This window comes from Pseudomonadota bacterium, assembly GCA_026388315.1.
In the GTDB taxonomy this organism is placed as follows: domain Bacteria; phylum Desulfobacterota; class Syntrophorhabdia; order Syntrophorhabdales; family Syntrophorhabdaceae; genus MWEV01.
Genome location: JAPLKA010000033.1, coordinates 1 through 13,655 on the forward strand (window position 1 = coordinate 1; position 13,655 = coordinate 13,655).

Sequence of the window (13,655 nt, forward strand, 5' to 3'; positions counted from 1 at the left end):
ATTCAACTTTCGGATTTGATTGAACGGTATAACCGGAACGCAGAGGCTTACAGGTCAACTCAATACAATGAGACCCAGCTCCGGCGGGAATTCCTCGACCCTTTCTTTGATGCCCTCGGCTGGGATGTGGAGAATAAGCATGGCTATACCGAGGCATATAAAGATGTAGTTCACGAAGATGCGATAAAGATAGGCGGTGTTACAAAAGCGCCGGACTACAGCTTCCGTATCGGCGGCACGAGGAAGTTTTTTGTGGAGGCGAAAAAGCCGTCCATTCGCATAAAGGATGACCCTGAACCAGCCTTTCAGCTCCGCCGCTACGCATGGTCAGCGAAACTGCCCCTTTCCATACTCACCAATTTTGAAGAATTTGCCGTCTATGACTGCCGTATAAAACCTGACAAAACCGATAAGGCGTCAACCGGGCGCATCCTGTACTTTACCTGTGCTGAATATGAGAAACATTGGGTGGAAATTGCGTCCATCTTCTCACGTGAGGCAGTGCTTAAAGGTTCCTTCGATAAGTATGCCGAGTCAACCAAAACAAAGAAAGGCACTGCGGAAGTGGATGCTGCCTTTCTGAAAGAAATCGAATCCTGGCGGGAGATGCTCGCCCGCACCTTGGCGCTTCGCAATCCCGACCTGTCACAGCGCAATCTCAATTTCGCTGTTCAAACAACCATTGACCGCATTATCTTCCTTCGCATCTGTGAAGACAGAGGCATTGAAGACTACGGGCGTCTGCTTGTGCTCCAGAACGGCACGAATGTATACGAAAGGCTCTGTCAGTTGTTCCGCCGGGCCGATGAGCGTTACAATTCAGGATTGTTCCATTTCCGTGAGGAAAAAGGCCGCCCTGAACCACCAGATGATTTGACGCTCAATCTCCTCATAGACGATAAGGTCATCAAAGAGATTATTAAAAATCTCTACTACCCTGACAGCCCCTATGAATTTTCAGTCCTTTCGGCGGATATCCTGGGTCAGGTCTATGAACAGTTTCTCGGCAAGGTGATACATCTTACGGCAGGGCACAGGGCGGTAATCGAAGATAAGCCGGAGGTAAAAAAGGCAGGCGGTGTCTACTATACCCCACGCTACATCGTAGACTATATCGTGAAAAACACCGTTGGAAAACTTCTTGAAGGCAAGACGCCGAAACAGGCGGCAAACATAAAGGTACTCGATCCTGCCTGCGGCTCAGGCTCTTTCCTCATCGGCGCCTATCAGTATCTCCTTGACTGGCATCGCGATTGGTACAGCTCTCATACACCAGAAAAACTGGCAAGAGGTAAATCACCTGCCCTGTATCAGGCGTCAGGGGGCGAGTGGAGACTCACAACAAGCGAGAGAAAGCGCATACTCCTCAACAATATCTTCGGCGTGGACATTGACACCCAGGCAGTAGAGGTTACAAAGCTTTCCCTTCTACTGAAAGTACTGGAAGGCGAGACCGAACAATCCATATCACAACAGATGGCGCTCTTCCATGAGCGGGCGCTCCCGGACCTCAGCGACAACATAAAATGCGGCAACTCGTTGATAGGGCCTGATTTTTACGACGGCAGGCAAATGGGTCTATTTGATGATACGGAACGCTACCGGATCAATGTCTTTGATTGGAAAAAGGAATTTCCCGAGATCATGGAGGCAGGAGGTTTCGATGCGGTGATAGGCAATCCGCCGTATGTACGACAGGAGGGGTTGGGCGAATTGAAGCAGTACTTCCAGAAGCATTATAAAGTTTATGATGCTTCTGCAGACTTGTATGTCTATTTTATTGAGAAAGGCATATCGCTCCTCAAAGACCAGGGCATGTTCTCTTACATAGTTGCCAATAAATGGATGCGTGCAAACTACGGCGCAACACTAAGAAAGTGGCTTAAAGCACAGTATATGGAGGAAATCATCGATTTCGGCGATCTTCCGGTTTTTCAGAAGGCGACCACCTACCCCTGTATCATCCGTGTATCAAAAAATAAGCCAAAAAAGGAATGTAACATTGTCGCTGTGAAAACGCTGGAGTTCATCAGTCTCGATGACTATGCAAAAACGGAAGGTTACCCCATCGACCGCACAAAGCTGAACGACAACGGCTGGTCTCTTTCCGATGACCGCACCGAAGAACTGCTCACGAAGATCAAGCAGCAAGGTGTACCGCTTGGCGAATATGTGAAAGGGGGAATCTTCCGGGGAGTGCTAACCGGCCTGAACGAAGCATTTGTGATAGACACCGAAACGCGGGCGCGACTCATCGCAGAAGACCCGAAGAGCGCAGAGATTATAAAGCCCTTTCTCATGGGCCGCGATATCAAACGGTATCAGTCACCTGCAAGCGATAGATTTCTGATCTTTACAAGGAGAGGTATTAATATCAAAAATTATCCTGCTATCGACAAACACTTGGGCCAGCTTAAAGACAAACTCATGCCAAAGCCAAAAAACTTTACCGGTAGTAACTGGAAAGGCCGTAAACCAGGTTCTTACCAGTGGTATGAAATACAGGATGCAATCGATTATTACATGGAGTTTGAAAAACCTAAAATTATTTATGCTGAAATAGCAACAAGAGGCCAATTCACGCTCGACACTACAGGCAACTACTCAGAAACAACAACCTATATTCTCGGAACTGAGGACAAATACCTTTTAGGCATACTTAATTCAACGCTCTGGACGTTTTTATTTTCTAAGATAAGTTCTGAAATCAGGGGAGGTTTTTACCGGTGGAAACGTCAGTACATGGCGCCTTTGCCCATCCGCTCAATCGACTTTTCCAACCCCTCCGATTCTGCCCTCCATTCCCGCATGGTCGCCCTCGTCGAGCAGATGCTTACCCTCCACAAACAACTTGCCGATGCAAAAACGCCCCATGATAAAACCGCCACCCAGCGCCAGATTGACGCCGCCGACCGGCAGATAGACAGGCTTGTGTATGAGTTATACGCACTGACTGAAGAAGAAATAAAAATAGTGGAAGAGTAGTGAGATGGTTCTTCCGACTTAGCTGTAGGTAACCGAAAACCGACGTTCCACCTACAAACAAATAGAATACAGCGATTGGAATAATAATAATTACGGATTAAAAGAGAGGATAATTCCTTTTTCTATCCAAAGCTTAACACATAAATTGAGCAGATTTTTTGGAGTGACAGATCATGAAACACTATTATCTTATTCACTTCGTTCATCGCGATCGTCAACAACAAGCCTAACCTTTTGCCTATCTTGCCACAGGGCATCAAAAAACAAGACACGGCACCAATGTTTTTTACCGTATCGACATACCTCCCTGCCCGGCAGCAGCGCTCTGCATAATCTCCTCCACTTTATTCTTGTCAAGCCTGCCGGTATTGGTTGATATTGCACTTCCGCCCTTAAACACCATCAGGGTCGGAACCCCCTTGACTGCCAATTGTCTGGCAAGGTTTTTGTTCTCGTCTACATTGACGTTGACAAACTTCACCTTGCCGGCGTACTTAATGCTTTCCGCCTCGACGATGGGAATGGATTCGCTGCAGGGCTGGCACCCGCTGTTCCAAAACATCACCACCACCGGCAGACTCTCCTTGAGCACTTCAGCCTCGAACTCATCCTCTTCGATCTCTACTATTTGTGAGCGGAACATATCTTTTTTACAGGGCACCATACGCTGCGGATTTACTCCCGGCGATTTCACAAAAAGCATAACCATATCCCCGCCTGTCCGATCTTTGGAAACCCGTCCATAGAGTCTCGCCGTAGTGCTCCTCTGCATGGCAGTCTGGGTGCTGGTCTCGATAGTCCTGAAAAAGTCAACAAGCTTCATCCCTACAACTGATTGTTTATCAACGCCGACTATCTTGTCTCCCCGCTCCAGGCTGCTTTTGGCGACCCTCGTTCCGGGATAAACCTCAAGCACCGCGATGCCGTCTGCCATCGAGACAAATTTGACGCCCGGCAGGCCGACCTTACGCTTGATTGCCATCAACTCGTTCATCCGGGTTATCTCCCCCTCGACCTTGACCTGGTCGGTCTCACCCGGCGCCAGGGCCAGGTACGCACGGTACTCCTTGATGGCCTTGGCCGGCTTGTCCGTTTCCGCGGCCAGTTGTGCTAAATTGTAGTGGATATCGGGCCATTTAGGGGCCAGGGCGGCGGCGGCCTCAAATTCGGTCATGGCAGCAAGGAAATCGGCAGGTTTTTCAGCCTTTTCGATCAAGGCGATTCCGGACTTGAATCGCTCTTTTGCTGCTTCTGGGACTTCCTGCTGGCTCCAGACAGGCAAAGCGACAGACAGGCATAAAATTGATATCAAGATACATTGTCTAGTGATGGTTTTCATGGCGTTAATCCTTTCGTAATCTGTTATTGTTTGGCGGCATTGGCCATCTTGCCCACCTCGTTCAGGGCGTTGAGTTCCAACTGCAGCCTATTGACTCCGGCATCGGCCTCGTTTTTCAGGTTGGTTGCTTCTTCCAGTTCCTTCATGGCTGCGGCCACCAGATCGTCGGGAGCCTGGCTGTTTTTCAGCTCCTCTACTTTTTGCTGTTTTTCAGCAACCTTGTCGACAGCTCCCCGCTGCTTTTCCTTGGCCTGCTCAATCATGGGGATGCGCAGACTTACCTCCTCGATGATGCTTTCGTAAAGCTCGCTGCGGAAGTTATCGGCAGGCGACGGCTCGGACGGTTGGGGAAGCGCTTTGGCACATTCGGCCATGGAGACGGCATCCGGCTTTTCGGCAAAACGGCTGTAATTCCTAGCGTTATTTTCGTCTCCCTCCAGAGAGGCCTTGGCGGCCTTCATTCCCCAGTAGGCATTGCAGCTCAACTGCTGCATGGCAGTTGACTGGCGGCCCGTAGCCGCTGTGTCCACCCCCTTCATCCCTGCAAGAAGTCTGGCTTTGCTCTCACTCACCTTTTTCTTCTCCATCTCCAGGTATTGTGCCTCCATTTCGCCAATCTGCTTCTGCACCTTGACCTGCCATTCGACCTTGACCCGCTCCCATTCTGCTTGCTGCGCAGCGATCTGCTGAGGGGTAGGGCCTGTTTGCTCCTGTTGCGCTGGGGCATTTACCGAATTCATAAAAGCGCTCGCGAAATTGTTCATGGCGCCCTGGAGGATCTGCATCCCCATCGTATTCTTGCTGTAACCCCCTTTTTTCGATGACTTCCCGTATGAGGTCTTGCTGGAAGGCCCATTACAGATTATTCGCCCGCCTTTACAATAACATGGAATCCCCTGCTGACGATAAAGCTGTGTCGTCCCATCGCAATCCATCGTTGCCGTTAGGGCAAATGCGGGTCGCATTTCAAATGTTGTCAAAAGCAGAAAAACAACAGCGGGGATCAGTATTGAATACTTAAAAAGTCTTGAATTTAACATGGCTGCCTCTTTTATCGCATCGCATAAAACGTTTCCGTCACCTTTTCGAAAACAGGGAGAAACTCCTGGAACTTTTCAACAGGAGCAGAGTAGCACAGAGCGTAGAAGCCTGATTCTGCGGTGAGCACCGCAAAACGTTCCTTGACCGGCACAGGCCTTTCCATCATCTCCCGCCTTTCATAAACACTTGCCGCATCTCCGCTGGTGGGCTTATCGAAGAAACCACGGTCATTACGAATCGGCACAAATTCATTTCCGAGACGTTCAAATGCCATGGCCTTTCTGCCGGAGATCATAGTCGGCACTACCGGGCCATAGCTGCTGCCTTCGAGCGCTACTCCCAGAGCAGGCTGCGAAAACAATCTCATGTAGTGGTCAACGGATTTGTAGAGCATATTCCCTTTCGCGTAATAATACACGGATATCTTGACAGGAATCTCCCCGTTCCACGGTCCTTGAAGTTTGACCCCGTAGGCTTTCCTTTCCTCTTGCGAAAGTCCGAAGATAGGATCATATCTCGACCAGTCAGCCGGGACCTCGCACGAAAAATAATCTCCGACTGTCAACGGCACAAATGATTTCCGAAAAGACGGTCTTTCGCTCAGAGCGCCGGGTTCTTCTGCTGTGGCAGTCTGCAAAGACAACAATACAGAGATGCATAGCAATAAACATAAAAGGCATCTTATGAAGATCGTCCGTAAAAAAACAAAACCTTCTATTTCTTTCAAAATCGTGTTTGTTTTTTTATAATAATTTACTTTCATCAGTAACAAGTATAGGTTAGCTGGAATTGCATGTCAATAATCATGTCAATAAAAGGTTAATCGAGAAAAGTGAGGTGCCGTATGGTATATTTTTCTTTAGCGGCCTATTTGGGAACATCATACAAAGGGGTGATGATAAAGTTTTTGTCATCGCTGTAAAAATTAGCAGGACTATAGTGAATGCCCAGGAGCTTCTTGAGGAGACTATCGGTTTCCGGAAGCTTAAGGCCGGAATTGACCAAAGCCCAGCGGGAAGCTTCAGAACAAACCATATTGTCATTGCCGTAGAGACCAAAGCCGGTCTGATCTTATGATGTTGCCCGACTTATTTACCTTGATTTGCGCTTCCTTTTTTGATAATTCCTTGGCGGCTTCCCAAAGTTTAGCTGCATCAACTTCTTTCACAGGTTGCGCAACCAGGGCATCACGATGGCTGTAAGTTTTCAGGAATTCCGCTTCACTGATTACGTGAGCCCCTCCTCCGGGTGTATGATCCAGAAAGAGTTTCTTGCCGTTAACTTCTTTAAGATAGACTAAAGCGTGCGAAGCAGGCGATAACGAGACAGAAGCAATTCTATCTCCCGTATCAATCCAGAATGCGCTGTCTTTAATTGTATCCCAGAAGGATTTATCCTCCGGGGAGATCATTAACACGTCACCGGGTTTGAGCATGTCATACTTCGTTGGGGGCAGAGGAGGCGGAGCATTCGTCTTTAACGATGCATAGATCGGATCAATATAGGGGTTTCGTTTCGCGAGCTGTTCCTCGATGAGCTGTTTCTCGTTCTTTGTCCATTCCGCCCTATCGTTCTCGAGTTCGACCTGCTCCACCTTGGCTTCAAGGTTTTTGCCGCCCGTTTTCAAGGATGCAAGGACTTCTTCAGCCTTTTTTTTATTACGCTCTGTCAAATCTTTCCTCTCTTGGTTCTTTGTTCTTGCTTCGCTCGCTGTGCGCAACGCCTGCCGCGCAATCATTTCAGCCTGGGCATTACCTTTTTGCCTTGCCTGTCTTATAATGTCTTCAGATTTCCTGATAGTGTTTTCAGATTTCTGAATCTCAAGATCGCATTTATTAATATCTTCCGCTGCGTTGTCCTTCATCCTCTCCAGCTTGAACATCACGCCAAGCAGCCAGTTAGTCTTTTGTACATCGGAATCTTGTGCGAAAGAGATACCACAAAAGATTAACAGAAGGAAAACCGATAGAATATACATACCTGTTTTTTTCCTGCTTATCATTTGTCTTCCTCCATTGCATAGTTTCAGAGTTCTATTTCTCACCACTTCCCTTCCCTATCCATCATAAGCTCCCATTTGTAAATCCCGTCCTTCAACTGGCGGGTGTTTGGTGCGTTAGGATAAAGGTCAATATGGATGTTCATATATCTTTTGGCTGATTTGCAGTTTTTCGGTTCCCCATATACAAAGGCTGTGTTGAAATAGAGTAACATGCCGTCAATTATTGTACCACATGTACCACATGTTGAGTTAAAATTCTTGGTATTTGATTATCGTTTGAAACGTCGTGCACTATTTTATTTGAAAACTCCCTTGAAGCAAGGAAGAAACGGGAGTTGAATGAAGAATTTACACCTAAAAAGTATCGACTATGATTCACAACGGTGCAACTTTCTTTTGGAAATCGATAAACGTTTGACCTACCCGATGTGAGTGTTTGTATTTGAAAGTGAGTATGCCAAATTTTAGGTTGATTTATTTAGTTCAGGAAGGCTTTATGAGGCGATAGATCAAGATGTTGTATTAAGAAATCTGTAAACGCAATTGTTTCCCGAGTGCTGCTGCAAAACGTTCCAAGGTTGAAAGCTTGATATCTTCCGCATGGTTCTCGATTCTTGAAATTGCTGTTTTCCGGGTGTTGAGCTTGAGAGCCAGTTCCTCCCGTGTTAGGCCTGCTGACTCACGGGCATGACGAAGCATTACCCCGATTTTGAACTGTTCATAGCCTTCTTCGTAACCTTCAGAAAATTCTTTATCTTTTATTTTTCTCTGATTAATATATTGTTTCAAATCACTCATGGTTTCGGCCTCCTCTTTAGGAAATCCTTCCTGTATGTTTGTGCCTTTTCTATCTCCTGTTTCGGTGTTTTCTGACTTTTCTTTACCAGTCCATGCGTCAGGACAACTACAGAGTTGCCTATAAAGAAACAGAATATACGATGTTACTTTCTGTGCAGCTTTTGCCGGTAACGAATCAAGAAACTCCTTTATCGGGCAGTTTCCGCTAACCGTAGCATAGAACGTAACAACTCTTCTCACTGAATAATGTTAACTTGGATGTTAACCTTTGTCAAGTAAGTTTTTCATATACAGCGCCAGACCGATGGTGATTTTATGAGAATTACCGGTTGAAAGGAGCAAGACGGTACTTGTGTTGCTGGTATAAGATTACATTCCATAACATATAAAACAAAGAATCCCGGTAGATAAAACCTGTTTTCAGAAGAAAAAGGCAGTCCCCAAAGACTTTTAATGTTTCTACCCATAATCAATACAGGCATATTGGTTATTTACCATGGAGAATATCCATCCAGCGGATCGCTTCATGCTCACTTACCTTGCCAAGGTAGATCTGGGTTGTCTTCAAGTCCTGATGACGGAGGATTACTTTTGACACGATTTCTAATGGTAAGTCTTCTTTCTGAGACATCTGACGCCCTGATATTGAGCAGCTCTCCGATCCGTAAACCACAGCGTGCCATAAGTTCCAGCATTAATCTGTTTCTCTGGTTCTTTGTGTTGTAGATCATCTCGTCAACAATCTCCTTCTCAAGGATTGTCTTTGGTGTCTGTCTTGGCATCCTGAATGTCTTTGAAAGCAGAGGGGCACTACATGGGTTCTTAAGATCGGGGAGACATTTTTCAATGATGAAATTAAAGAAGGCTTTAAGCTGGGCATAGCGCAATCTTCTGGTGGATTTGGATAATGTTTTTGTCATCTGCTCCAGGAAGTGGTAGATCTCATCGGGTTTTATAAAATCGAGATCATGATCAGAAAAAAGAGAGTCGAAATGCTGCAATAAAAACCTGTAGCTATCTGCAGTCCTTTTTCTATGGTTTGACTGCTGGTAAAACCTGAATAATGATATTGCCTCTTTTACGTTCATAACTACCTCCTTGTTTTTGAAGGTCTTTGGGGAGAATAGTATATGATGAAAATAGAGATTTACGAACGGTCATTCAGGCGAAAAATGAAGTTGCAGCTGTTGTAAAAGTCACCTACAACTAAATAGCTTCATAAACGTTGGAGAGCAATGATTACCAAGGGAAACAAATCAGGTCTCCCGGCATTATTCGAGAGAAACTGGCCTCTTTCTGTAAGGATCGTTTTTCAGCCTGGTATCTGTACGTTGATGTGAATTAGGGATCATTTTTTTAGGATCAACCCAGTCTGCCCACTTGAAATTCTCAATTATCTTGGCCTGGTAACTGTCTTCTAAGGGTCGGCTAAAAACATCGTTAATATGTTTCCACTGGTAGTATCGCATCAGATCGACCTGATATGGCGTTTGCTTTCCGTCGGCTTTTTTTACAACATCTTTCAGGCTTATTACCTCGTCCATGTTCACTTGGGGCTTCCACGTTATTTTGCCTGGCAGGACAACATGTTCTCCGGGGATATTATCTATTCCATGTTTCCATGTGGCGAGAACCGCAACCCCCGTATCTTCACGATAAAGGATAAGTGCATGTCCATATTTTTTATCCTTGAAGAATCCAAGATTTCCGTACTGTATGCGGGCTCCTGTAAGAAATGCAACGGTATCGCTCCAGCATGGAGAAGGACCCGTTATGCCCCAGAGAACGCTTCTGTCAACTATGCCGTCAGGAAAAAGGATATCAAATGCTACCCTGGCACTTGCTGCTGCATGACTCAAGCCTTCACAGTCATGACCGTGGTATTTAATTATGTCTTTTAACGTAACTGCATAGGTGTAAGGATAATACCTTCCCTGTGTGCCTTTTGTAGCCAGCATTTCAAATACAGGGGCATAGGGTTTTGCTACCATTGGGGCATACCATGTGGGAACCCGGTCAGGTTGATCCACCCCGGTCTCTATGAAGATGTTTACTCCCTGTTTGTAAGCTGGTTCCCCGGACCACACTGAAATCGGGTAAGACATTGAGCACAAAATAAGCAAGCAGAACAAAAAAACTCCAGGCGCAAAGACACAAGACCAATCATGTTTCATCGAACACCTCCTGATGTAGATTTGCTATCTGTACCATTTTGGCTAATAAATGTCAATAATGGTTATTATTAGTAATAATTGGTTATTATTAAGTACTTATATTCCTTGCATGACAAGGAATATATTCTCGTCAATAATATATCAAGATATATTATTGCTAATGTTATATAATGCAAAAAGCAACTCTAAAAAAAAGGAGGAAACCATATATGAAGGTAAGTGCCCGTAACGTACTCAAAGGTAAGGTTAAAGGTATAACACCAGGTGTCGTTAATTCCGAGGTTATTATTGAACTTCCAGGTGGTTTGCAGATTACTTCGATTATCACAAAAAACTCTGTTGACAATTTGCAGCTCGCTCCCGGCAAAGAGGTCTATGCAATCATAAAGGCTTCAAACGTTATTATTGCTACCGACTGAGGTACATCAACGGTGTGGGCGGGGTAGCTGTCTGCCCTGCCCATAAGATTATAGTTTGTCGCTGCACTTCTTAGCTTTTGCTTATTAATGAAAATTCCAGCCAAGAACAAAATGCGTAGATAAGCATTTGAAAATAATCCTATTCCTCGTTTGATTAAAATCGTTGATAGCAGTAAATAACTATTACAGTTTGAAAGCACAGACCAACTATTACATTTCAAAACTGTTTGTTACGTGTAGCAGGAAGAAAGGCTGTATCTCGTGCAATCACCGCGCAGCCTCGGTTGCAGAAAGCAGTCCCTTCCCTGCGGCCCTGAAAAATCATAGCGAACCGGTTAGTAATAATTGGAAAGAAGGCTTGCCATTATATAGCACATGTGCTATATAATAATGCATAAAAGTTTATTTTCATTGCAGACTTGTTGGAAGAATACGGCATCGGGGTAAAGGAGAGGTTAGAATTGCCGTAAAGAGAATGGAAGAATATATTGCACAAAGGAGATAACAATGAACTACAGGGAACATAGAAAAAAACTCCTGGAAGACGGGCAGGTTAAAAAAGAATATGAGAATCTTCTTCCTGAATATAAGCTTGCAAAAAGCATTATTGAACAGAGGATAAAGAGAAACATGACTCAGGAAGAGGTTGCGAGAAAGGCAGGTATGCCGCAATCAGCCGTCTCAAGGATAGAAGGCCTCACCCATGGCTTGCCGAAGCTGTCAACACTCAAGAAGATTGCAGATGCTCTCGATGCCGAACTGGTAGTGAAAATCCAATCGAAACCCGCACACGGGTAGAACTGCAAAGAGATTTATTTTAAGTTGTATGGGCTGACGGAGCAAGATATAAAGATTGTGGAATCATAATTGTTAAATATTAGGAATGTACCGTAATGTATGGTAAATTGGTATGTTTTTTGATGACCACAGTCCACCTCATTTTCATGCAGTATACGGAGAATATAAGGCGGCCATTAAAATTGACGGTTTCATACTAACTGAAGGATACTTGCCTCCAAGAGTGTTTGCGGGGGATAGCCCGACACCAATGCTAATCTTAATGAACAATCTGGGTTTAAATGTGCGTAGATTGCGGATTTAGATTGTGGTAACATAACCTACGAGGAGATTGTTTGTGAACAGAGATGAAATAATATCTTTCTTGCGTGATTTTAAAAAGACACATGCAGAGAAATATGGTATTACCTCGCTTTGTATTTTTGGTTCTGTGGCGCGCGGTGAACTGCGTGATGACAGCGACATTGATATCTGCGTCACCACCAGGACGCCTGATCCATTCCTGCTTGTTCATTTCAAGGGAGAAATAGAGGGCAGCCTCAAGCGCCGAGTAGACATAGTTCGTCTCCGGGACAAAATGAATCCTTTTCTCAAAAAACGGATTGAACAAGAGGCTATTTATGTTTGACAAGGAGCTTGTTCACTCGATGCTCTTGGAAGATTGATCAAGCCATTGAGAAAATATCATACCGGACAGCACAAATTGAAAGTGCCGAGTATTTCACCTGTTCTCCCGAAGGTGTGGAGCGGCTTGGCTGCTGGAGGGGGCACCACCAGATTGATCGGCTTGTGTATGAGTTATATGGGCTCACGGAAGAAGAAATTGCAATAGTTGAAAACAGGTAATGTGTTATGAACTATTGAATTTAAACGCTATTTGATAAGGTCATCGAGAACTATGACTTTAATTTCTTTCACCTTTTTAAGATTTGTATCATTGGTTACAAAAACACCTGCATTATTGACAATGCCTGCTGCCAGTTGAATCGCATCAGGTATTTTGATCTTGTATTTTGCCCTCAACTTTGCAGTCTCAATCGCTATATCCCGGTCAATATCAATAAGGGTTAAGTGTTCTGAATTTGTTAAGAGGTCTTCGTATTTCTTCGACAACTCTTCATTATTCTCTTCCATCGGCTTCGTTAACACCTCGATTAAAGTGATAACAGAGGTGTATGCAATGACTTTTCCGTCATTTATTAGCGTAAACAATGCATCAAGAGCTTTCAGGTAGGTTTTGTTTTCTTCAATATAGTAAATGAAGGGCGCCGTATCTATTGCAACTGAATCAATATTCCTGAGTATCTTCTGGAGTTTTAATTCCATTCTTCTCTGAGCCTGTTCACATATTCCTGCGCATCTATTCCCTTCCAGATATCTTTCCCGCAACCTTTAAGCTCTATGATGCTGTGCTTTTTAGACGAATTGTTAATGCTACTTTTTAAGAGACGTACCAGATCGAGTATCTTTTTTTGCTGGTATATCGAAAGCTCTTTTATTTCTTCTATCATTATTTTTTCAATGGCTAATGCTTTTTTCAATGTATGCTCCTCCCGTTAAGGGGTTTAATGATTTGATAAATTTTACTATTTGATAATATTATTGTCTATCTTTTATTATAAGACGGTTAATAAATGATGCTATTCCGGGTAAAACTCTATAAGAAGGTCGAGCAAGATTTAAGGAAATGATACTACCTTCATAATCAGACATTGTGGTAGAACATAGAAACGTGAGGCTTGATAAGGTAATCAACACAATATTACGAAAAGAAATGCAAATGTTAAAGGAAATCGGGACATAACTTTAAACAACTTGCAGAGGCAAAAACGCCCCATGACCGGGACGTGCCCCGCAAGCCCCAGTAATAGACGCCACCGACCACCAGATTGACCGGCTTGTGTATGAGTTATATGGGCTTACGGAGGAAGAAATAAAAATAGTGGGAGGGTAGAGAGCTTGAAACGCTCTCCCTGGTAATGGGAATATATTATGCTTCTGTACCTATAACCTTCTTTACCATTTCCTCAAATTCATCAAAACTAAAAGGTTTCTTCAGCGCCCCCCGGAAGCCGTAGTCTTTGTAGTGTTCTATCACC

Annotated in this window: 15 protein-coding genes; 5 read left to right on the plus strand and 10 right to left on the minus strand. The window is 44.6% G+C overall.

What is annotated here, in order from left to right; all coding sequences use genetic code 11:
* Entirely contained in the window at positions 1-2,985 is a 2,985-nt protein-coding gene (locus NTX75_02920) for an N-6 DNA methylase (protein MCX5815181.1), read from the plus strand.
* 286 nt (positions 2,986-3,271) lie between these two features.
* Here NTX75_02920 and NTX75_02925 read toward each other — a convergent pair whose 3' ends face one another.
* The 8 genes from NTX75_02925 to NTX75_02960 all read right to left on the minus strand — a co-directional run bounded on the left by NTX75_02925 (position 3,272) and on the right by NTX75_02960 (position 10,339).
* On the minus strand, positions 3,272-4,324 hold the full coding sequence (locus NTX75_02925) for a thioredoxin domain-containing protein (GenBank protein MCX5815182.1): 1,053 nt from the start codon (positions 4,322-4,324) through the stop codon (positions 3,272-3,274).
* Positions 4,325-4,347: 23 nt separating this feature from the next.
* Positions 4,348-5,364, minus strand: a complete 1,017-nt coding sequence (locus tag NTX75_02930) for a hypothetical protein (protein ID MCX5815183.1) — start codon at positions 5,362-5,364, stop codon at positions 4,348-4,350.
* 11 nt (positions 5,365-5,375) lie between these two features.
* Positions 5,376-5,936, minus strand: coding sequence for a hypothetical protein (locus tag NTX75_02935; protein ID MCX5815184.1), 561 nt, complete (start codon positions 5,934-5,936; stop codon positions 5,376-5,378).
* A 468-nt stretch (positions 5,937-6,404) separates the two neighbouring features.
* Complete coding sequence (locus tag NTX75_02940) at positions 6,405-7,367, minus strand: hypothetical protein (protein MCX5815185.1); 963 nt, start codon at positions 7,365-7,367, stop codon at positions 6,405-6,407.
* Positions 7,368-7,889: 522 nt separating this feature from the next.
* Positions 7,890-8,165, minus strand: coding sequence for a helix-turn-helix transcriptional regulator (locus NTX75_02945; protein MCX5815186.1), 276 nt, complete (start codon positions 8,163-8,165; stop codon positions 7,890-7,892).
* Complete coding sequence (locus NTX75_02950; GenBank protein ID MCX5815187.1) at positions 8,162-8,254, minus strand: hypothetical protein; 93 nt, start codon at positions 8,252-8,254, stop codon at positions 8,162-8,164. Before NTX75_02950 ends, NTX75_02945 begins: the two co-directional genes overlap by 4 nt.
* Positions 8,255-8,695: 441 nt before the next feature.
* Positions 8,696-9,253, minus strand: coding sequence for a site-specific integrase (locus NTX75_02955; protein MCX5815188.1), 558 nt, complete (start codon positions 9,251-9,253; stop codon positions 8,696-8,698).
* Between the two features lie 183 nt (positions 9,254-9,436).
* Complete coding sequence (locus NTX75_02960; protein ID MCX5815189.1) at positions 9,437-10,339, minus strand: FmdE family protein; 903 nt, start codon at positions 10,337-10,339, stop codon at positions 9,437-9,439.
* Between the two features lie 209 nt (positions 10,340-10,548).
* Between NTX75_02960 and NTX75_02965 the strand changes: the two genes are divergently transcribed.
* From NTX75_02965 to NTX75_02980, 4 genes are all read left to right on the plus strand, one after another.
* A complete protein-coding gene (locus NTX75_02965) occupies positions 10,549-10,758 on the plus strand; it encodes a molybdopterin-binding protein (GenBank protein ID MCX5815190.1) in 210 nt (69 codons plus the stop codon).
* Between the two features lie 507 nt (positions 10,759-11,265).
* Positions 11,266-11,556, plus strand: a complete 291-nt coding sequence (locus NTX75_02970; protein ID MCX5815191.1) for a helix-turn-helix transcriptional regulator — start codon at positions 11,266-11,268, stop codon at positions 11,554-11,556.
* 112 nt (positions 11,557-11,668) lie between these two features.
* On the plus strand, positions 11,669-11,860 hold the full coding sequence (locus NTX75_02975; protein MCX5815192.1) for a DUF4160 domain-containing protein: 192 nt from the start codon (positions 11,669-11,671) through the stop codon (positions 11,858-11,860).
* A 33-nt stretch (positions 11,861-11,893) separates the two neighbouring features.
* A complete protein-coding gene (locus NTX75_02980) occupies positions 11,894-12,184 on the plus strand; it encodes a nucleotidyltransferase domain-containing protein (protein ID MCX5815193.1) in 291 nt (96 codons plus the stop codon).
* A gap of 245 nt (positions 12,185-12,429) precedes the next feature.
* Here the strand turns inward: NTX75_02980 and NTX75_02985 are convergent, their stop codons facing one another.
* Entirely contained in the window at positions 12,430-12,882 is a 453-nt protein-coding gene (locus NTX75_02985) for a PIN domain-containing protein (protein ID MCX5815194.1), read from the minus strand.
* Positions 12,873-13,097, minus strand: a complete 225-nt coding sequence (locus tag NTX75_02990) for a hypothetical protein (GenBank protein ID MCX5815195.1) — start codon at positions 13,095-13,097, stop codon at positions 12,873-12,875. Before NTX75_02990 ends, NTX75_02985 begins: the two co-directional genes overlap by 10 nt.
* Positions 13,098-13,655 lie beyond the last annotated feature (558 nt).

Excerpts from the sequence above, each read along its gene's own strand:
- NTX75_02925 (MCX5815182.1), bottom strand. The coding sequence starts at position 4,324 with ATGAAAACCATCACTAGACAATGTATCTTGATATCAATTTTATGCCTG.
- NTX75_02930 (MCX5815183.1), bottom strand. The coding sequence starts at position 5,364 with ATGTTAAATTCAAGACTTTTTAAGTATTCAATACTGATCCCCGCTGTT.
- NTX75_02940 (MCX5815185.1), bottom strand. The coding sequence starts at position 7,367 with ATGATAAGCAGGAAAAAAACAGGTATGTATATTCTATCGGTTTTCCTT.
- NTX75_02945 (MCX5815186.1), bottom strand. The coding sequence starts at position 8,165 with ATGAGTGATTTGAAACAATATATTAATCAGAGAAAAATAAAAGATAAA.
- NTX75_02955 (MCX5815188.1), bottom strand. The coding sequence starts at position 9,253 with ATGAACGTAAAAGAGGCAATATCATTATTCAGGTTTTACCAGCAGTCA.
- NTX75_02960 (MCX5815189.1), bottom strand. The coding sequence starts at position 10,339 with ATGAAACATGATTGGTCTTGTGTCTTTGCGCCTGGAGTTTTTTTGTTC.
- NTX75_02965 (MCX5815190.1), top strand. The coding sequence starts at position 10,549 with ATGAAGGTAAGTGCCCGTAACGTACTCAAAGGTAAGGTTAAAGGTATA.
- NTX75_02970 (MCX5815191.1), top strand. The coding sequence starts at position 11,266 with ATGAACTACAGGGAACATAGAAAAAAACTCCTGGAAGACGGGCAGGTT.
- NTX75_02975 (MCX5815192.1), top strand. The coding sequence starts at position 11,669 with ATGTTTTTTGATGACCACAGTCCACCTCATTTTCATGCAGTATACGGA.
- NTX75_02985 (MCX5815194.1), bottom strand. The coding sequence starts at position 12,882 with ATGGAATTAAAACTCCAGAAGATACTCAGGAATATTGATTCAGTTGCA.